The 20,493-nt window shown below is 28.7% G+C and carries 13 protein-coding genes and 1 pseudogene; 3 read left to right on the top strand and 11 right to left on the bottom strand.

The features are described from left to right. Nucleotides 1-74: 74 nt before the first annotated feature. Nucleotides 75-1,433, top strand: coding sequence for an aspartate kinase (locus Q1X91_RS08625; protein WP_300755899.1), 1,359 nt, complete (start codon nucleotides 75-77; stop codon nucleotides 1,431-1,433). 432 nt (nucleotides 1,434-1,865) lie between these two features. Here the strand turns inward: Q1X91_RS08625 and Q1X91_RS08620 are convergent, their stop codons facing one another. The 7 genes and pseudogenes from Q1X91_RS08620 to Q1X91_RS08590 all read right to left on the bottom strand — a co-directional run bounded on the left by Q1X91_RS08620 (nucleotide 1,866) and on the right by Q1X91_RS08590 (nucleotide 13,980). Next, nucleotides 1,866-3,308 (bottom strand): nucleoside-diphosphate sugar epimerase/dehydratase, encoded by a 1,443-nt coding sequence (locus tag Q1X91_RS08620; RefSeq protein ID WP_300755896.1) that lies wholly within the window; start codon nucleotides 3,306-3,308, stop codon nucleotides 1,866-1,868. Nucleotides 3,309-3,576: 268 nt separating this feature from the next. Continuing rightward, a pseudogene (locus tag Q1X91_RS08615) lies at nucleotides 3,577-4,246 on the bottom strand (DUF4405 domain-containing protein). A gap of 580 nt (nucleotides 4,247-4,826) precedes the next feature. Continuing rightward, nucleotides 4,827-7,103, bottom strand: a complete 2,277-nt coding sequence (locus Q1X91_RS08610) for a heavy metal translocating P-type ATPase (protein ID WP_300755893.1) — start codon at nucleotides 7,101-7,103, stop codon at nucleotides 4,827-4,829. A gap of 1,445 nt (nucleotides 7,104-8,548) precedes the next feature. Then, the gene (serS, locus tag Q1X91_RS08605) at nucleotides 8,549-9,829 is read right to left on the bottom strand and encodes a serine--tRNA ligase (protein WP_300755891.1); all 1,281 of its coding nucleotides are present in this window, start codon (nucleotides 9,827-9,829) and stop codon (nucleotides 8,549-8,551) included. 260 nt (nucleotides 9,830-10,089) lie between these two features. Further along, nucleotides 10,090-11,220: a leucine-rich repeat domain-containing protein gene (locus Q1X91_RS08600; RefSeq protein ID WP_300755889.1), complete on the bottom strand. Its 1,131-nt coding sequence runs from the start codon at nucleotides 11,218-11,220 to the stop codon at nucleotides 10,090-10,092. 479 nt (nucleotides 11,221-11,699) lie between these two features. Further along, entirely contained in the window at nucleotides 11,700-12,995 is a 1,296-nt protein-coding gene (locus tag Q1X91_RS08595) for a replication-associated recombination protein A (protein ID WP_366945508.1), read from the bottom strand. Next, complete coding sequence (locus Q1X91_RS08590; RefSeq protein WP_300755884.1) at nucleotides 12,988-13,980, bottom strand: hypothetical protein; 993 nt, start codon at nucleotides 13,978-13,980, stop codon at nucleotides 12,988-12,990. The genes Q1X91_RS08595 and Q1X91_RS08590 overlap by 8 nt, the downstream gene beginning before the upstream one ends. A gap of 206 nt (nucleotides 13,981-14,186) precedes the next feature. Between Q1X91_RS08590 and Q1X91_RS08585 the strand changes: the two genes are divergently transcribed. Continuing rightward, nucleotides 14,187-16,037 (top strand): methyl-accepting chemotaxis protein, encoded by a 1,851-nt coding sequence (locus tag Q1X91_RS08585; protein ID WP_300755881.1) that lies wholly within the window; start codon nucleotides 14,187-14,189, stop codon nucleotides 16,035-16,037. A gap of 572 nt (nucleotides 16,038-16,609) precedes the next feature. Here the strand turns inward: Q1X91_RS08585 and Q1X91_RS08580 are convergent. Genes Q1X91_RS08580 through Q1X91_RS08570 form a run of 3 tightly spaced genes read right to left on the bottom strand, consistent with a single transcriptional unit; the run spans nucleotide 16,610 to nucleotide 17,985 of the window. Next, the gene (locus tag Q1X91_RS08580) at nucleotides 16,610-17,104 is read right to left on the bottom strand and encodes a hypothetical protein (RefSeq protein WP_300755879.1); all 495 of its coding nucleotides are present in this window, start codon (nucleotides 17,102-17,104) and stop codon (nucleotides 16,610-16,612) included. A 47-nt stretch (nucleotides 17,105-17,151) separates the two neighbouring features. Beyond that, a complete protein-coding gene (locus Q1X91_RS08575; RefSeq protein WP_300755876.1) occupies nucleotides 17,152-17,748 on the bottom strand; it encodes a hypothetical protein in 597 nt (198 codons plus the stop codon). 33 nt (nucleotides 17,749-17,781) lie between these two features. Beyond that, nucleotides 17,782-17,985 carry a hypothetical protein gene (locus Q1X91_RS08570; protein WP_300755873.1) on the bottom strand — a complete coding sequence of 68 codons (204 nt, stop codon included), beginning with the start codon at nucleotides 17,983-17,985 and terminating at the stop codon, nucleotides 17,782-17,784. Nucleotides 17,986-18,274: 289 nt separating this feature from the next. On the opposite strand from Q1X91_RS08570, the gene Q1X91_RS08565 reads away from it, so the two are divergent. Then, complete coding sequence (locus Q1X91_RS08565; RefSeq protein WP_300755871.1) at nucleotides 18,275-18,511, top strand: hypothetical protein; 237 nt, start codon at nucleotides 18,275-18,277, stop codon at nucleotides 18,509-18,511. 72 nt (nucleotides 18,512-18,583) lie between these two features. Here the strand turns inward: Q1X91_RS08565 and Q1X91_RS08560 are convergent, their stop codons facing one another. Then, nucleotides 18,584-19,927, bottom strand: a complete 1,344-nt coding sequence (locus tag Q1X91_RS08560; RefSeq protein WP_300755869.1) for an NfeD family protein — start codon at nucleotides 19,925-19,927, stop codon at nucleotides 18,584-18,586. Nucleotides 19,928-20,493 lie beyond the last annotated feature (566 nt).

Raw genomic sequence — 20,493 nt, 5'->3', positions numbered from 1 at the left:
TAATTGAAATAAAAACTGCTTTATGTTATCATATATAGTAATTTTTACTAGAAAAAATGGAGGATTAAAGTAAAATGAAAGTAGCAAAATTTGGAGGCTCTTCAGTTGCAAATGCAAGCCAAATAAAAAAAGTTGCGGATATAGTTCTAGCCGATAAGGACAGAAGAATTGTTGTAGTATCTGCTCCCGGTAAAAGATTAAAAGAAGACACCAAAGTAACCGATTTGCTTATTACTCTTGCTGAAACTATTATTTCTGGTAAGGACGGAAAATTAGAATTAAAAATTATTATAGAAAGATTTAAAAACATTATAGATGAACTTTCTCTCTCTCATGAACTTTTAGAAGAGATGCAAAATGATATATTAAATAGAATAGCAGAAGATAAAAGCCTTCCTACAAAGTTTATAGACGGAGTAAAGGCATTGGGTGAGGATTTATCTGCCAAAGTAATTGCGGCATATATCAACTCTATAGGTGTAAAAGCTAAATATGTTAATCCTAAAGATGCTGGGCTTTTACTTTCAGAAGAGTTTGGAAATGCTGCTGTGCTTGAGAAATCTTATGCTAATTTGGCTAAATTAAAAGATGAAACTGCTTTGGTAATATTCCCCGGATTTTTCGGATACACTGAAAAAGGAGATGTAGTAACTTTTCCTAGAGGAGGAAGCGATATTACTGGTGCTATATTGGCTAAAGCTGTAAATGCTGAAGTATACGAAAACTTTACTGATGTTGACGGAGTATTTGCAGCCGCTCCAAATATAGTAGATAATCCTAAACTTATAGATGAGTTTACATACAGAGAGATGAGAGAGTTAAGTTACGGCGGTTTTAATGTTCTTCATGCAGAGGCTTTACAGCCAGTTTATGAAGCTAATATTCCAGTACATATACTTAATACTAATAATCCTTCTGCTAAGGGAACAAGGATAGTAGCAAACAGAAATAAAAATATCAATCCTGTAGTTGGTGTTTCTGGAGAGGCGGATTTTTCTTGTCTTTATGTTAGTAAATACTTGATGAACAGAGAAGTTGGTTTCGGAAGAAAACTTTTGGAAATAATAGAAGATGAAAACATACCTTATCAGCATGCTCCTTCTGGAATAGATAATATATCAGTAATTGTAAGAAACTCTGCTATTACTGAAGAAAAAGAAAAACGTATATATGAACGCGTACGTGATGAGCTTAATGTTGATAATATTTATTTTGAGCATGGTCTTGCTTTGATAATGCTTGTAGGTGAAGGTATGCAGCAGTGTGTAGGTGTTTCTGCTAGGGCTATGCATTCTATGGAAAAATGCAATATCAATATTGAAATGCTTAACCAAGGTATAAGTGAAGTAAGTATTATGATAGGCGTAAAAGATGATGATTTGAATAGAGCCATAAAAAGCATATACAAATCCTTCTTTGAAGAACAAATATAAAACAGATATAAATAATAATATTAATTTAATATAAAGGCAGGCTTATTTCATAGGTCTGCTTTTTTATTATATTTAGTTTTATAAATTAAGTATGACAAAAAATTAATTTTTTAGTAAAAATACCGGCATCACTTTATGTTTAATACATTAAAATAGTTTCAGTATATCCCTAAACAACTATAATTTGTCAAAATTAATTTTTGAAATTTAAAATATTTGCAGGCTTCACGGCTATGTCCAGTTATTTTGTGACGCTAGGCAGGTGTGACTCAAAGAAGAAAAAAGACTGCATTTTTTAAGCAAAACATAGTTATTATAATGCATTTTAAACTTATTTTATTAAAATAACGCTTTATACTATTTATAAGTTATAATTACATCTTTAAATAATTAAAATTTTACAAACTGTATTTGTTTAGGTATATATTATTTTTATCCAGTATATTCTTCTATATATTTACGCATGAGCATTTTTATAGTTTCTTTATCTGCATCAAGAGAAGCTATATCAAATGCATCAATCATCACTTTACGCTCTTCAGGAGTGAGGCATTTAACAGGATCTTTTGCTATAAATAATTTTTTGTACTGAGAAGGTATCAATGTTTCATCGTCCATTAAAATTTCCTCATAAAGTTTTTCTCCCTCTCTAATACCAGTAAAAATTATAGGTATATCTTTTTCAGTAAGTCCGTACATTTTAAGCATATTTTTAGCCAAGTCCAAAATCTTTACTGGCTTTCCCATATCTAAAGTAAATATTATACCGTCATTTAAAGTGCAGGCTTTGATTACAAGTCTTGCTGCTTCCCTTATAGACATAAAAAATCTAACCATTTCTGGGTGCGTAACAGTTAATGCTTTGCCTTCTCTAATCTGCTTTTCAAATACTGGTATAACGCTTCCGCTGCTTCCCAAAACATTTCCAAATCTTGTTATTTTAAATGCTGTATTATTTTGTTCATGAGACAATGACATTATCATTCTTTCGCATATTCTTTTGCTTGCTCCCATTAATGAAGTGGGGCGTACTGCTTTATCTGTTGATATGAATACAAAGTTTTTTATATTATTTTTAATAGCAAGTGTGGCTATATTTTCTGTGGCTAGTATATTATTTTTAATGGCTTCTTCAGGGTAGCTTTCCATAAAAGGAAGATGTTTATGAGCGGCTGCATGAAAAATAATATCTGGTTTTTCTTCTTTTAAGATTTTATCCACTTTAACATAATCACGTACATTTGATATTATATACATGAATTTGTGTTTATGTTTTTCATTGTTTCTATCATTTAAAGACATTATGAGATTATGAACAGCACTTTCAGAATTATCTAAAGCCATAACTTTTTTTACAGGAAGTGTAATTAACTGCCTTACAAGCTCACTTCCTATAGAGCCTCCGCCGCCTGTAACTAGTATAGTTTTATCTTTATAATATTCTGATATTTCTTTTTCATCAAAACCAATCTCCTCTCTTCCAAGCAAGTCTGAAGGTTCAAGATTTCTTATATCTTTTATAGAGGCATTACCTTTTATTATTTCAAAAAATCCGGGGAGTATTTTATATCTTATTCCTGTAGGATATATTATATCAAGTATTTCAAGCAGTTCTTTTTGTTTAAGAGTAGGTATTGCAATAATAATTTCTTCTATATCGGTATTATTATCCTTGTAATGTTTTATTATATCTTCTATATCTTTTACTTTTCCCTTAACTTTTATAGAATGATGATTAATATTTACTTCTCTTTTATTTATATCATCATCTAAAAAGCATAGTATATTATATTCATTATTATCATCAGTAGTTAGTATTTCAGATGCAAGAGTTTCTCCTGCATTTCCAGCCCCAATTATTACTATATTTTTCATTTATCAAAGTCCAAAAATAAATATATAATAAGGCTTATAGTATATATTTTTTTTATTTATTATACAAGGATTTTATTTTTTATATTGCAATATTATAATCTGTGTAATAATAATTTATCAATAGCAGACTTGTTTCAAAAGTACTTGATAAGATTGTAAATAAAATTATTTAATCTTAAAATTACGAATATTATGTTTTACATATTCGCAGGAATAGTGCCAACAATAATAAATAAAATCATTTTTGAAACAAGTCTAATACCTAATTTTAAAGTTGTTTGTTTATCATATTAACCTTATTTAATTTACTGCTTAATCTATGTAAATAATAAGTGATAAATATAAAAAGTCCCATTATAGCGAAATGATCGATAAGGAAAAATATAAAAGCTTCTTCATAAGATGGAACTCTTGTAACTGAAAATAGTCTAATATATATACCTCTTTTTATAAATGAAACTACTCCATATATAGCTGCTAATAAACCTGTTATCATATATATTTGTTTTTTTATATTTATAAACTTCTTACTCATATTTATAAACATACCCCAATGCATGCCTAAATGTACAGACATCAATACAAGTCCCCAATAACAGCAAATTATATGCAGTCTTTTATTAAATACTTTAATGCCCTCAAGATTAAAAAATTCTACTACATTTCTATTAAATAGTATCCCGCTTATAATTAATCCAAGCATACATATAAGAAGCATAGAATTTATAAATGTATTGAGTATTCTATTTAAACTATATTTTCCTTTATTAAGATTTTTATACCAATGAAAGTTAAGTATATGATGAAGTATAAAAAATATAAAAATTGAATAAACCAAATATTCATGTATAGTTCGACCTGTAAAACGATACCCGATTAGAACAAAAAAAAAGAATAGTCATTATTATATCTATAAGTATTTTAAGTTTATTTTTCATATATAATTTTACCCCTATTATGAAATTATGTAATTTAATTTATTATAATATAGCATGCTATTTAATATATTAGACGATCTTTATGATTAAAAGTTCCTTATGATTTATATATTTTATAAAATGTCAATATATTTATTATTTTTATACTAAATAAACTGAAAATTTTTAAGTTTGTCAATTTTTTTGTTGTTCTTTTCCCGCCACAGGCGGACAGCGTCAAAGAACCTTATATCCTCGACAAGCTCAGATACGCTTTGCGAAAGTGCAAGTATTAAAATTATTATTAAATCGTACTAATTATGTTTTATATGTAGGGTAAATTATTAAATTTAGACTGAAATATAGCCTTTTTTCTTCTTTGTGGCAACAAAAGAAGTGGGGTGCTGTGTAGCACACAGCGTGGTGGGCAAAGCCCTGCAGATATTTAAAATTAAAAAAAATAATTTTTTGACAAATTATAATTGTTTAGGTATAGATTATGAAATTGTATTTAAAAAAAGGATCCATAGAAATCAAAATATAAAATTAAGTTTCTATGGATCTTGGAGTAAGTATGAGCTTTTATAAACTAATTGTATTTCTATTTACTTGGTTTAAAAAAGTTAAGCCTTAAAGCATTAGTAACTACTGACACAGAACTCAAACTCATAGCAAGAGCTGCAAATATAGGATTTAAAAGCAAATCCTTACCCATAATAGAAACTAAAAAATCTCCTATAGAAGAAGCTATTAAAGGCTCTCTAAATACATGCAAAACTCCAGCAGCTATCGGTATGCCTATAACATTGTAGCAAAAAGCCCAGAAAAGATTCTGTTTAATATCTCGCATAGTAGCCTTGCTCAATTCTATTGCTGTTACTACATCATTGGTGTTTGATTTTACTAATACTATATCAGCACTCTCTATAGCAACATCAGTACCGCTTCCTATAGCAATGCCAACATTAGCCTGTGTTAAAGCAGGAGCATCATTTATACCGTCTCCCACCATAGCAACAATATTGCCTTCGTCCTGAAGTTTTTTAACTTCTTTTGATTTTTCCTCTGGGAGAACTTCTGCAAACACAATATCAATACCTGCTTCTTTGGCAACCGAATTGGCCGTATTTTTATTGTCTCCTGTTATCATAGCAGTTTTTATACCCAATTTATGAAGTCTTCTTATAGCATCAATACTTTCTTTTTTTAATTTATCCGCACAAGCTATAACGCCTAAAAGTTTATTGTCATAGGCAACATACATTGGTGTTTTACCCTCTTTTGAAAGGCTATCCATATATGAATGATAATTTTCTGTATTTATATTTTCTCTATTCATAAATTTATCATTGCCCATTAATACTTTTTTATTATCAATAAAAACTTCTATGCCAAAACCAGCTATAGCTTTGAAATTTTCTATATCAATGAGTTTAATATTTTTTTCTTTAGCCTCCCTTACTATAGCCTCTCCTAATGGGTGTTCACTTCCGTTCTCAGCACTTGCCGCTATTAAAAGAAGTTTATCTTTATCATCAGAAATAATATCAGTAACATAAGGCTTACCCTCTGTTAGAGTGCCTGTTTTATCAAACATCACAGCATTTATTTTCTGAGATACTTCCAACGCCTCAGCATTTTTAAAAAGTATTCCAAGCTCAGCACCTTTTCCAGTACCAACCATTATAGCAGTAGGAGTAGCAAGCCCCAAAGCACATGGACAAGCTATAACTAATACTGACACAAATACGGTTAAAGAAAATACAAAATTATGCAAAGCTATAAACCAAATTATACCAGATATTAAAGCTATAGTAATAACAGCAGGTACAAAGTATGAAGATACAACATCAGCAATATGTGCTATAGGAGCTTTTGAGCCTTGAGCATCTTCTACAAGTTTTATAATCTGAGCTAATGCCGTATCAGCACCAACTTTCTGAGCCTTAAACTTAAAACTTCCAGTCTTATTAATTGAAGCACCAACAACTTTATCGCCAACGCTTTTTTCAACTGGTATGCTCTCACCTGTAAGCATTGATTCATCTACACTGCTGTATCCTTCTATAATCTCTCCGTCAACAGGTATCTTCTCCCCAGGTCGCACCAAAACTATATCATTAACTTTTACTTCTGAAATTTTTATCTCTTTCTCTTCACCGTCTTTTATTATAACGGCAGTTTTAGGCTGAAGTCCCATAAGTTTTTTTATAGCCTCTCCAGTTTTACCTTTACTTCTTGCCTCTAAATATTTACCAAACTGTACCAATGTGATTATAACAGCAGCTGACTCGTAATAAAGATTTTCACCATGAGGATTAAGCCCAATAAATGCCAAAATACTAGAATATATACTATAAACAAATGCCGCAGTTGTACCTATTGCTACAAGTGAGTCCATATTAGGTGAGCCTCTAAAAAGTGCAGGATAACCTAATGTATAAAACTTATAGCCCGATATCATAACAGGTACGCATAAAAGTATAGCAGCTATAGAAAAAACCTGCGGATTAATATGATGAACCAAAAAACTAGGTATAGGAAACTTAACTATACTAACCATAGGTGCCATAGATATATAAAAAAGCGGTATAGAAAATATTGCAGATACTATCAATCTTATTTTCTGCTCGTTTATCTCTTTAGCTTTTATTTCTGCAGGATCTTCCTCTTTACCTACTACCTGATATCCGGCCTTTACTACCACATTTACTATATCATTATATTTTAACTTCTTATCGTCAAAATTAAGAACAGCTTTTTCTGTAGCTATATTAACATTAGCTTCTTCAATGCCTTCTGTTTTTTTTAATGCTCTCTCTACTGCCCTAGAACAAGCAGCACAGTGCATTCCGCCTATTCTTAAAGTCATTTTCATAAAACTAAAATCCTTATTTATTATAAAAAATTAATTATTCAATTATACATCATTTAAATGTTAAAGCAATCTAACAATAACATTATATCATATATTACATATTTTTCAAGTAGGGTATATGGGTATATTAAAAAATATTAGCAAAAATTGGTAAAAAGTTAATTACATGTCTAATATGATAAAATGAATAATTATATAAAAAATTATTTTGAAACTTTACTCCACGCACGTACAACTCATTTTTTTAATATATATTATTAATAATTACTATTTTATTACATATTAAGAATAAAGTTAAACGTGTGTTGAATGGAATTATAAATTTATAACGCACTTGGGTGGGCAGCCAGAATAACAGTTAAAGCTGAAATATGAAAATTATTTATAAATGACATAATAACACTTAAAAATTTAGAGGGTGGGAGTTAGAATAATTTTTTTAAACTTTACTTTAATTCCGCCATTTTAGATTTAAAAACTTTATTTTTTAGTATTAGTTTGATTAAATCTTTTAAGTCTTCACTTCAAAAAGTGCACCCGCCCAAAGTATTATTTAAATTTAAAACTTTACTCCACGCACGCAGAACGAATTTTAAAAATATGGCTTAATTTATAATTATAATTTTCGTAGCTTAGAATAATAAAGTTAAACGTGCGTTAAATAATATTACAAAATTTAAAGAATACTTGGGTGGGTAGCCAGAATAAAACAGTTAAAGCTAAAAGATGAAAATTATATATAAATAATATAATAACGCTTAAAAATTTAGAGGGTGGGAGTTAGAATATATTTTAAAATTTACTTTAATCCCTGCCCTTTTAGATTTAAAATCTTTATTTTTTAATTGGTTTTTATTAAATCTATAAGCTTATATTTCTTTAAGAGCACCCACCCAAAACGTGATTTAAATTTAAGGCTTCCTAAACGCACGTAGCATGAAACATTTATATATAATACAGATTAGAATTAATAATAACTTTATGTATAAGAATCGATTTAACGTGCGTTGAAAAATATTGTAAATTTAAAAAATCGCTTGGGTGGGCAGCCAGAATGACAGTTAAAGTAAAGATATAAAAATGAGCCATAAATAACAGTTAGTATTCAGAAATCTAAAGGGTGGGAATTAGAATAAATTTTTAAATTTTACTTTAATCCCCCCTTTTAGATTTAAAAACTTTATTTTTTAGTATTAGTTTGATTAAATTTTTTAAGTCTTCACTTCAAAAAATGCCCAACCCAAAGCGTTATTTAAATTTAAAACTTTTCTCCACGCACGCAGAGCCGATTTTTATAATACAGATTGATTAATAATTACAATTTTGATTCTGCAAAAGAATAAAGTTAGAGGTGCGTTAAAAAATGCAATAAAAAAGTGCATACCGTATTTGAGATATGCACTTTATTATTCTTAGTTATTTTTTTATTTACTAAATTAAAGGTATTAATTAGGCTTTTCTATCTTATCAAAACCAGTAAACGGTCTTAAAGCCTCTGGTATAATAACGCTTCCGTCTGCCTCTTGATAATTTTCAAGTATAGCAATCCAAGTTCTTCCGACAGCAATACCAGAACCATTTAAAGTATGTACTAATTCTGTTTTACCGTTTCTTCTAGTTCTCATCTGCATACGTCTTGCCTGATAGTCCCAGCAGTTGCTCACGCTTGATATTTCTCTGTAGGTGTTCTGAGAAGGAAGCCAAACTTCTATATCAAAAGTTTTGTAAGCGGCATTACCTATATCCCCAGAAGAAAGTACTACAACTCTGTATGGAAGTTCTAATGCCTGCAAAATACTTTCAGCATCTTTAAGCATTTTTTCATGTTCTTCTTTAGATTTGTCAGCTGCACATACCTTAACAAGCTCTACTTTATCAAATTGATGCTGTCTTATAAGACCTCTCATATCACGTCCGTAAGAGCCTGCCTCAGAACGAAAACATGGAGTATAAGCTGTTGCATATATAGGAAGCATATTTTCTGGTATTATCTCTTCTCTGTAAATATTTGTAAGAGGAACTTCTGCTGTAGGTATAAGGTATAAAGCAGGATCATCAGTAGTTTTAAATAAATCCTCTTCAAACTTTGGAAGCTGACCAGTACCAGTCATAGTTCTGCCATTAACAAGCATAGGAGGAACATACTCAGTATAACCATGTTCTGAAGTGTGTTTTTTAAGCATAAAGTTAATCAATGCTCTCTCTAAAGCAGCCCCTTTGCCCTTCATAAGAGAAAAACGAGTTCTAGCCATTCTTACAGCTCTTTCAATATCAAGTATATCAAGACCTAATGCTACATCAACATGATCTTTTACTTCAAAATCAAATTTACGAGGCTCTCCCCATCTTATAATCTCTTTATTAGCATGCTCATCGTCGCCTTCTGGTACATCTTCTGAAAGCATATTAGGCAGATAAAGTATTTCATTATTAACCGATTCTTCAAGTTCTGTTAATTTTTCTTCTTTTTTATTTAAGGATTCTGTAAAGTTTTTCATATCTTCTTTTATTTTTTCAGCTTCTTCTTTATTGCCTGCTTTCATACATTCACCGATTTTTTTAGAAGCCTCATTTTTTTTAGCTCTATCCTGTTCTACTTCTTTTAATAAATTAAGTCTTTCATGCTCTAATGCTTTTAACTTATCCAAAGATACTTTGCTTCTTCTCTTTCTTAAGTTCTCTTCTACTAATTCAATATTTTCTCTTATTAATTTTACATCTATCATAATAAAAATCCTTAAATAAAATTTATATAAATTATACAACTTATTTAAAAATAGTAAATTGCCCACTATTCAAAATTTTAATAAATTCTCTAAAGAATATACATATACGTAAATTATTTTATAGTTGTTTAGGTATATACGCTAGGCAGTTTGTATTACTTGAGATTAAATACTGTAAATATAAAACATAAAATATTAGGCAGTATGTAATAATTTTAATACATTACTACATATGCCCATCAAATATATACAAATATTAATTATATATTTTCAGTTATAACCACATTTGCAGGTAAACTATTACCTTTTAAAGCTTCGTATGCTGTTTTTGCTCCATAAGGTACATATATGTTTTTTAATGAAGAAGAATTATTAAAAGTATTATTACCTGTTATTGAAGGAGGTATTTGAGACAGAAATGTTATAGTTGTCAATAAATCACAAGTAGAAAAAGCAGAATTTCCAATTGAAGTAACGGATGCAGGTATTGTAATAGATGTCAATGCTTTGCAATAACCAAAAGCTGAATTTCCTATAGATGTGATTTTAGGACTGCCTTCAAATATAACATTATCCAAACCTTTGCATACATAAAATGCATCAGACTCAATTTTTGTAACAGATTCTGGTATATTCATAGTTGTCAATTTATAACAGCTTGCAAAAAGACTTTCTGCTATTATAGTCAAATTGTTTGGTAATTTTACACTTTTAAGCTGCTGACATGAATCAAAAGCACTTGCACCTATAGATGTTACAGTGTCTGGTATATTAATACTTTCTATAGAAGATACATAAAAAGCATGATCTTTTATTGTTGTCAGCCCATTAGGAAGATCAATATTTTTTATTTTAGTATTATAGATAAAATAAGAACCTATTTCAGTTAAACTTTTAGGCATATTTATTTCAGTTAATGCATAACAATTAAAAAATACCTTGTTTCCAATAACTTTTATAGTATCAGGAAGAATAACCTTTGTTATATTATTATTTTGAGTCTGATCTCCTCCTAATAGAAAATCAGGAAGTTTATTGTCTATAAAATTCACATGCTCAAGTGATACTGTTATACCATTAATATCTTTTACCTCAGCTATTATTGCTCCAAGATTACTACGTGAATCATAAGTTTTGGTAGAATTACCTTTAAATATTAGTTTATACTCACCTTTATCAGTATGATACTTTACTAATGCAGCTCTTACATTTTCTGATGCAGCTGTGTCTATATCTATACCATATTGTTCTGTATCTTCTGGAGTTATAGATGGAACTGTAGTATCAGATTCTCCTGTACTTTCTGAGCTAGAATTATTAGGAGCTGTTACCTTTTCTTGACATGATAATAAAATTATCGAAAATAAAATTATAAATAATGTTTTTTTCATTAATAAAAATCCTCATTTAATATTTAAAATAATTAATGACAATTATACTTTTATTAAGATAACAATTTTTTATATTTTGTCATAAAATATATTTCATTTATTTTTTATTTGTATATACTAAAAATTTTTAAGTTTGTCAATTTTTTTATTCAACTTTTTCCCGCCGCAAAAAGTTGCAAAAAGTGCAAGTGTAAAAATAATACTAAATAGTACTAATTTATGTTTTACATGTAGAATAAATTACAAAATTCAGCCTGAAATATAGCCTTTCGCTGGACTTCGTTTTATATTTAAAATATATGTATTAAATTTAAGGTATAGCCTAGATTTAGACTAAAAATGCAGTCTTTTTGGTTCTTTGTGCCAACAAAAGAACTGGGGGTGTGGCACGACTGTGTGCTTCGCAGGGCTAGTCCCCACAAATAATAAAAACAAAAAAAAATAATTTTTGACAAAATATAGTTGTTTAGGTATATAAATTATATATGCTTCATAATCCACTCATAACGTTTTTTAAGCTCGCGTTCCTCGCCTATATCAACAGGCTCATAATATTCTTTTTTTATGCCATGCTCTAAATAGTCCTGCTTCACTATATGATAAGGAAATTCATGAGGGTATTTATATTCTTCATTACTTTTTTTATCAAATGACGCTGAATGATTATCTTTTAAATAATTTGGTATAGAATAAAGCTCTCCGTTTCTTATATCTCTAATAGCCTTATTAATAGCATTATAAGCAGAGTTTGATTTCGGACATAAAGCTAAATATATAGTAACTTCAGATAAAGGAATACGTCCTTCAGGCATACCTATAAAATCAATAATACTTACAAGAGAAGAGGCAATATTCATAGCATTAGGCTCAGCAAGTCCAATATCCTCAGAAGCTAATATACATAAACGCCTTGCTATATATCTAGGGTCTTCTCCAGCCTCAAGCATTCTTGCTAAATAGTAAACAGCTGCATTAGGATCGCTTCCTCTTACACTTTTTATAAAAGCACTTATTGTGTTATAATGCTCATCTTCATCAAATGTCATAGCCTGCTTGCTTGTAACATCTTTGACTATTTCTTCTGTAATTGTAAGTTTTTCTTTAGTTTCATCTATCTGAGTAGCTAAATATGAGGCTTCAAGATATGTAAAAGCCTTTCTTACATCTCCATGAGAATATCGTACTATTAAACTAATAGCCCCATCTTCTACAGCAACATCATCTTCTCCTAAACCTCTTTTATCGGTAATGGCTTTTAATAGAGCTTCTTTTATATCATTGTCATCAAGATTTCTAAACTCGAAAAGCATTATACGCGAAAGAAGTGCATTATTAAGATAAAAGTACGGATTTTGAGTTGTGCTTCCTATAAGTATTACAGAGCCGTTTTCTACAGCTGGAAGAAGTGCGTCCTGCTGACTTTTATTAAATCTGTGTATCTCATCTATAAAAAGAATAGTTTTTTTTCTGTTTTCCAAATTTTTCTCAGCTTTTTTAATAGCTTCTCTTATTTCAGAAACATTTGAAAGAACAGCATTAAGTTTAATATATTCACTTTTAGTTTTTTTTGCGATAATTGAGGCAACTGTAGATTTACCTACACCAGGAGGTCCAAAGAAAACCATAGAAGTAATTTTATCATTATCTATCATTTTCCTTAAAGTTTTATCTTTGCCAAGTATATGCTTCTGTCCGAAAACTTCTTCTATTGAAAGAGGACGCATTCTCTCAGCCATAGGCTTGAAAGAATTAATATCTTCTTCAAAATCAAACATTGAGTTTTTCAATATATTCCTCTACTAATGGTATATAATTCATAATATTTTCTATTCTGTCTTTTATTTCATACTCAAGTAAATCAGCTATTGATATATAATCCTCATTTGCAAAAGCATCAAGCACATTATTCATCATCTCATTAAAATCATTGATAGCATCAGAGAGAGATACTGAGTTTAAAGAAATTTGAGAATAGTCTATAGAATAAAGAGAAGCTGCATTTGAAAGTATGCTGAAAGAAAAGCTCACTATTCTTGAAAATTTTTCAGCATATATAAAAGCCTCTTTATCATTTCCAGACTGAAGTTTATTAACTATAGAATCTAATATGTCTAAAATTAAAGGTAAGAATTTAGGCAGACTTCCAACTTTATATAAAACATTACTTTCTGTTATATTGCTTGCAAATAATGCAATAGTGTTTATCTTCGCTTCTTCTATAACAAGCTCCATAGCAGGAATCATTTTTTCATTTAAGAAAGGCTTTAAATCATCATTAAAGAACTCATTAACTTTGTCTAAACTTTCTGATATGCTGTTTAATCTTTCTAATTTTACCTCAAGCATTTTTAATATATGTATTATATTATATGATTCCAAACTCATATTAAATAGGAATATGGTTCTAGGCACAGAATCGAGCACCCAAAGCATTCCGTCTTTTAAGGCTGGGATATCTTTTTCATTTATTTTTTCAGTATTTGAAACATTCTGCAAATATTCTATAATTGACATAATAGAATACAGAGAATATTCTGCATGACTTAATGCCTCAACTTCTATTTTTTGAACATTATCTATAGGTATAGTTTCATATTCTTCGTCTATATATGGCTGTAATTCTCTTCCGTCTATATTAACTTTATTTATTAAAAAATCATTAGAATTGCACCAGCTTTCTATTGGTTTTAATATTTCATAAGCATTTTTTTCATTTTCAAGCATTACTGATAATTCTTTGCCGTTTATAAATATATTCATAAGTTTGCACCATAAAATAAAAATTATTTTAATAAATTCTATATTATTTTAGATTTTCGGATTTAATAATTTTTTAATAACGACTTTTTAAGTATAAAAATCAATATTAAAAGGCATAAATACAAAAAATTATTGACGATATGAAAATAATTATTATATTGCATTTTATATAATATTTATTGATTGTATATGGAGAGAAAGTAGAAATGAAAAGATTCAACAGTTTGGCATTTAAAGTGCCTGCAATACTTTGTATTGTTACAACTATACTAATAACAATACTTCTGATAATTTCCCTTACAATAGCTGGAAAAGGGATATCTAAAAGCAGATTTGAAGGTTTTGAAACAACAGTAAGAGGCTATTCATCAGTATTTGATGCTTGGTTTAGAACACAGTCATATTTACTAGAAACTTATGCCTCTGTTCCTATAGTAGGAGAATATCTTGCATACAAAGATGATACAAGAACTGATAGATTAAATGCTACATTAAAAACATTCAGAGAAAAAAATGCCTGTTCTATTAATGTAGGGATAGTTGATAATAATGGTATTATAATAGCTGACAGCGATTATTCAAAATGTATAGGCACTAAATTCACAGACAGCAATATTGATATATGGAATAAATTAAAAAATAGACAATACGGATACGGCAGTGTAAGCTATGGTAATGAACTTGTACCTTCAATAGTTAATGGTGAATTATCTTTTATTTTTGCTACTCCTGTAAAAAATGGAAATGAAGAGGTTGGATATTTATATACAGTTTTTAATTGGAGAGAATTTTATAAAAACTACATAGAAGGTATACAATTAGGAGAAACAGGCGGTTTGGACGTAATAACACCTAATTTGAAAGTAGTAATGAATACTGATTATAATAAGGTTAATATAGATGCTCCTTCTGTTTATAAAAGCGTATTTGATAATAATTTGTCTAAAGGCGTAGTTACATATACTGCTAATAATCATAAGATGATGGGATCTTATACAAAAATGAAGTATGTTCCATGGATTACTTCTATGACTATGACTTCAGAAGAAATATTTGCTGAAAATAGAAATGCTGTAATAGGCGGTATTATATTTGGTATAATAACTATAATTTCTATAGCTGTATTTATTAATATATTTATACGTTCTATAACTAAACCTCTGTCTTTAGTGGTAAACGAGGCACAAAGAATAGAAAGAGGCGATTTAAGTACTTCGCAGAAAAAAATAAAGCCTAGAAAAGATGAAATAGGAGTTCTTGCTGAGAGTTTTAATAATATGAGAAGCAAATTAGTAGAAACTATTAAAGAAGTTAATAATGCCTCAGAATGCATAATGAATGCTTCTGAAAAATTAGCAGCAGGAAATATGGAGCTTTCTAAAAGAACTGAATCACAGGCAGCCAGCCTTCAGGAGACAGCAGCCTCTATGGAACAGATGGCTTCTACTATAAAATCTTCTACTGAATATTCTTTAACTGGTAATGATATGATGATATCTTCAAAATCTTCTATAGATGAAGCAGGAGATATTATTATACAAACTACTTCCAATATAGAAGAAGTTTATGAAGCTAGTACAAAAATAAGAAATATTACTAAGATAATAGAAGACATTGCATTTCAAACCAATATCTTAGCCCTTAATGCTTCAGTAGAAGCAGCAAGAGCTGGAGATCAGGGAAGAGGTTTTGCGGTAGTAGCAAGCGAGGTTAGAAACTTAGCTCAAACTACTCAGTCATCAGTAAAAGATATTACAGATTTGGTAGATAATGCCTATGATAAAATCAATAAAGCTACAGAAACAGCAAGACAATCACAGGAAATATTTAAAGATTTAAAAGCTAAAATAGATGAAACAGCTAATATAATGAGAGGAATAAGTTCAGCAGCCGTAGAGCAGCAGTCTGGAGTAGAACAAGTTAATAGGGCAGTTTCAGAAATGGACGGTGCTACTCAGCTTAATAATACATTGGTAAGCGAGGCAGAAGCTGCTTCAAAAGATTTGGTTGTACAGGCTAATTCATTACAAGATGCTATGAACTTCTTTAAACTATAAAATATCTTAAAATATCTTCATAAATACGGGCATATATTTTAATAATATGTGCCTTCTTTTTTTATTAATACTTATTTAAAACTGAAAAAATTGATTTATATTTATTTATTCTATACTGAAAATTTTTAAGTTTGTCAATTTTTTTATTCAGCTTTTGACGAAGCCCGACGCATACGCTCTGCAAAATTCGTCAAAGAACCTTATATCCTCGACAAGCTCGGATACGCTTCGCGAAAGTGCAAGTAAAAAAATAATACTAAATAGTACTAATTATGTTTTATATGTAGGATAAATTATTAAATTTAGTCAGAAATATAGCCTTTCGCTGGACTTCGTAGGCACGCAGAGCGTGCACGACTGTGGCTAGTCCCCAAAAATAATAAAAATATAAAAACTAATTTTAACAAAATATATTTGTTTAGGTATATACTAAAGATTTTCCAGCGTAATAAGACAAAAATGTATATTTTTTATTTGAGAAGTATTAAGTAATTTTTTTGTACGCATATTTTTTATTGATATAATAAAAAAGGCAATGCTTTTAAACACTGCCTTTTATGAATTGTTAACTTTTAAATCTTATTCCAAACTTTTTTGAAAAATACTGCTAAAAAAGCTATAGCCGCTGCAGTAAATGCTAATTTAAATATACTCTCAAAAATATCTTCTAAATTATGAAGTATATAATATACACCAAAAAATCTTCCTGCAAATATAAATAATGCCGCAACTAATAATAATACAAAAACAACTAAAGCAATAATTAAAACTTTTTTATTTTTTTCATTATTTTTATTAACTGTTTTTATATTTTCATCATTTTCTTTATTTTCATTATTAGTATTTTTATCATAAATATTTTTTATAAAGTATATTAAGAAAGCAAAAGCAACTATTGTTATTGATAATAATAATACTGCTTCAGCTATATTCTCTAAATTATATAATAAATAAAAAACATTATAAGGCATACCAAAAAATCCTACAGCAATTATTATTGATATAATAGCTAAAGCACCTAATGATAATGCAATTACAGCAGGTTTTAATATTACATTATTTTTCATGCACTACTCCTTAAAATAAATAATTATAAAACATTCAAATAATTATTTTATTTCTTTTTATTGATGTTTGATTTTAATTTGTACTCAGGCTTTAGTTCATATACTTTTTCATATCTAGGATCATCATCAATTTTGTTTGGAAGTCTTTTTTCTCTTCTGTCATAATCTCTTAGATCATATTCATACTGACGCTCTGATACAGTGTCAGATGCTCTTCTCCTTACATCTCTATTATCATCGTCATATCTTCTGCTTCTTCTATTATCATCATCATAATCATCATACCTTCTTACTCTTCTGTCATCTTCATCGTCATATCTTCTCATTCTTCTATTATCATAATCGTCATCATCATCGTATCTTCTCTTTCTTCTTCTGTCATCTTCATAATCATCATCATAGTAATCGCGTCTTCTTCTATAATTTCTATCATCATCATTTCTTCTTATATTTCCAGAAGTTCTGTCATCTTTGAGAAATTTCTTTATGAAATACATTACAACAGCTATCATAAGTATTATTCCTACTAGCTTTCCGATATCTTCTATAAAATCAAAAGCATCATCTATCAAATCAAAACAGTACAGGTTATTTTGTATAATAAGAAAAGCATATACTAAAACCGAAATTGATAACTTTTTCATTAATTACTTTCTCCAATTTATTTTCTTATTCTTTTACTCTTTGTTGTTGGAACTATTATCTTTTTTTATATACTTTTTAAAGAAATAAAGCCCAGCCGCTATTATTACTACTATGCCTATTATTTTGGCTAAATCATCAAATATGAAATCAAATGTATCTTCTATTAAGTCAAAACAGTATAAATTAATGCTAACAATAAACATAGTTATTAATGTTATAAAACCTAATTTTTTCATTCTGTTTCCTCCTTATGTTAGTTTTTATATTATCTCTATGTATATAGTATAGCATAATATTATTATTTTGTAAATGATATATAAACAAATTTTACAAAAAATATACTTATGTAAATAAAATGTAAAGTATAATTTAATACATTTGATACATTTTTTGGCTAATTATTTTATACCATTGTATATAAAGATAATAAAAAGATTAAAACTTAGTTTAAAATAAAATAATTAAGGTTTTTATTATATTACCGTTAATACTAACAACTAAAGTACTGAATAAAGGAGTATTGGTATGACAGTTAATAAAATTAATAATGCTCAGTCTTTGCAGCAGATTCAAGCAAATCCTCAGAGAGTAGACACAGCACCTCAAAATGCAGTTAATACTCAAAAAATGAGCCAGCAAATGAGCGGTATATCGCCTTTATCAAGCAGATATACTTATGCTATAGGACGTGACGGCAAAAGATATGTACTTCAGCTTAGAATAGATATTTCTTCAGTTAGAGCTTTTAGTTCTCTTGCTTAAATATATTTTTATATAAAAATAAGCTGGAAATTTAATATTTTCCAGCTTATATTTTTGTATATAATAAAGTAATTAATTATTAATCTTTTTTACTACTATTTTACTGCCTTCTACTAATATAACTTTTAATTTACTATTTTTGTCTATAAACTCTCCGTCGCTTATAGCATCATATTTTTTATCATCTATTATAATAAATCCAGACGGTCTTAAATAAGTATCAGCAATACCTTCTTTGTTAAGCAAATCTTTATAAGAAACGCTTGTATTATATCCAGACGTATCATCTGTAAGTATTACAGTTCTTTTCATAGATTTAGATTTTACTACAAACTTAGCTATTAAAATTATAAGTATAATATCAATTATTAAAGATGCAAATATAACTATAACAGATATTGCTATATTCTGAATACCAAATGATATAAATATGCTTGAAAATATACCAATTATGCCAAGTATACCAGTGATTCCAAATCCAGGTATAAGGAATATTTCTACACCTAGAAGTATTAGTCCCAATACAAATATTGCAGGTGCAAGAAAATTACTGTCTCCTGATAAAAACTGAGCAAAGAAAAATACGGCAAAAGCTATTATTGCTGTTACACCTCCAACACCAAAACCAGGGGTTTTTATTTCTAAATATACTCCAGCAATCCCTATTGATATTAATATACTTAATACAAAAGGATTAAGTAAGAACTTTAATACTGTATCGTACTCTTCTTCTTCAACTGTGATTATCTCATAATTATCATTCATATTTTTTAATTTTATAATCTCTTCTATGGAGTTAGCCTTATTATCAGCAATATTTATTCTTACAGCTTCATCAGCACTTAAAGTAAGAAGGGTTTTATTATCCAAATCAATACCGTCATTTTCTTTTGTTAAAACAATAGTTTCATCAACCATAGCCTCAGCTGCTTTTATATTTTTTTTACTAGTTTCAGCCGAAGCTCTCATAGCAGCACGCATAGCACTTATCTCTTTTTCAGATGCTTTTCTGCTTTCATTTCCATTTAAGTATACTGGAGTTGCAGCTCCTATTACACTGCCGTCAGACATATAAATTTCTTTGGCACTTAATGATATTAAAGCCCCTGCAGATAATGCATTTTTATTGATATATACTGCAACTGGAACCTTGCTTTCTATAATATAGTTTTTTATTGATAGGGCAGAGGAGAGAAGTCCTCCTGGTGTGTCAAGCTCTAATATTATTAAGCTGGCTTTATCTTCAGCTGCTTTGTCTATTGCCTTTTTTATATAACCTGCATACCATCTGTCAACTTCCTGAAAATCTTGTTTTTTTATTACATATATTTTATTGTTTTCTGAGTAGGCAATGCCTGAATATATTAGAATAATAAAAATATTAAGTAAAAGTATTTTTGTTAAATTTTTTATCATTATGAGTTCTCCGTTTTATAATATTAGCATTGTAATTACACTATTTTTAATGTTTATCTTTAGCAATTGCAATTCTTTTACAACTGTATGAAGTTCTGAGTATTTTTGAAAATAAGTTTGAAACAACTCTATTCTAAAATTACAGATCTATAATTATTTTAGTATAAGTAAAAAAAATTTCAACTTCATTAATTATGAAAAGCAATTTAAGAGCCATAGATATTGCACACTTTTAGTTTAAAAAAGAAGGTATTCCTTATAATTTAAATAGGCACAAATAAACAAAAAGGAATACCTATGAAACAATATATACCTAAAACAAATATGATTTGTCAAAAAATAAATTTTTAAATTTTAGATTTGTGTGGACTAGCCCTGCGAAGCACACAGTCGTTCCCGCTCTGCGTACCTTCGGTAGCGAAAGGCTATATTTCAGGCTTAATTTAGCAATTTATTCTACATGTAAAACATAATTAGTACTATTTAGTATTATTTTTAGATTTGCACTTTTTGCAACTTTTTGCGGCGGGAAAAAGTTGAATAAAAAAATTGACAAACTTAAAAAT

Source organism: uncultured Brachyspira sp. (assembly GCF_949287625.1).
Taxonomy (GTDB): domain Bacteria; phylum Spirochaetota; class Brachyspiria; order Brachyspirales; family Brachyspiraceae; genus Brachyspira.
The sequence above is the reverse complement of the archived record's forward strand: the minus strand, read 5'-3'. Positions and strand labels throughout refer to the sequence as shown.

Excerpts from the sequence above, each read along its gene's own strand:
- Q1X91_RS08625 (WP_300755899.1), top strand. The coding sequence starts at position 75 with ATGAAAGTAGCAAAATTTGGAGGCTCTTCAGTTGCAAATGCAAGCCAA.
- Q1X91_RS08620 (WP_300755896.1), bottom strand. The coding sequence starts at position 3,308 with ATGAAAAATATAGTAATAATTGGGGCTGGAAATGCAGGAGAAACTCTT.
- Q1X91_RS08610 (WP_300755893.1), bottom strand. The coding sequence starts at position 7,103 with ATGAAAATGACTTTAAGAATAGGCGGAATGCACTGTGCTGCTTGTTCT.
- serS (WP_300755891.1), bottom strand. The coding sequence starts at position 9,829 with ATGATAGATGTAAAATTAATAAGAGAAAATATTGAATTAGTAGAAGAG.
- Q1X91_RS08600 (WP_300755889.1), bottom strand. The coding sequence starts at position 11,220 with ATGAAAAAAACATTATTTATAATTTTATTTTCGATAATTTTATTATCA.
- Q1X91_RS08595 (WP_366945508.1), bottom strand. The coding sequence starts at position 12,995 with ATGTTTGATTTTGAAGAAGATATTAATTCTTTCAAGCCTATGGCTGAG.
- Q1X91_RS08590 (WP_300755884.1), bottom strand. The coding sequence starts at position 13,980 with ATGAATATATTTATAAACGGCAAAGAATTATCAGTAATGCTTGAAAAT.
- Q1X91_RS08585 (WP_300755881.1), top strand. The coding sequence starts at position 14,187 with ATGAAAAGATTCAACAGTTTGGCATTTAAAGTGCCTGCAATACTTTGT.
- Q1X91_RS08580 (WP_300755879.1), bottom strand. The coding sequence starts at position 17,104 with ATGAAAAATAATGTAATATTAAAACCTGCTGTAATTGCATTATCATTA.
- Q1X91_RS08575 (WP_300755876.1), bottom strand. The coding sequence starts at position 17,748 with ATGAAAAAGTTATCAATTTCGGTTTTAGTATATGCTTTTCTTATTATA.
- Q1X91_RS08570 (WP_300755873.1), bottom strand. The coding sequence starts at position 17,985 with ATGAAAAAATTAGGTTTTATAACATTAATAACTATGTTTATTGTTAGC.
- Q1X91_RS08565 (WP_300755871.1), top strand. The coding sequence starts at position 18,275 with ATGACAGTTAATAAAATTAATAATGCTCAGTCTTTGCAGCAGATTCAA.
- Q1X91_RS08560 (WP_300755869.1), bottom strand. The coding sequence starts at position 19,927 with ATGATAAAAAATTTAACAAAAATACTTTTACTTAATATTTTTATTATT.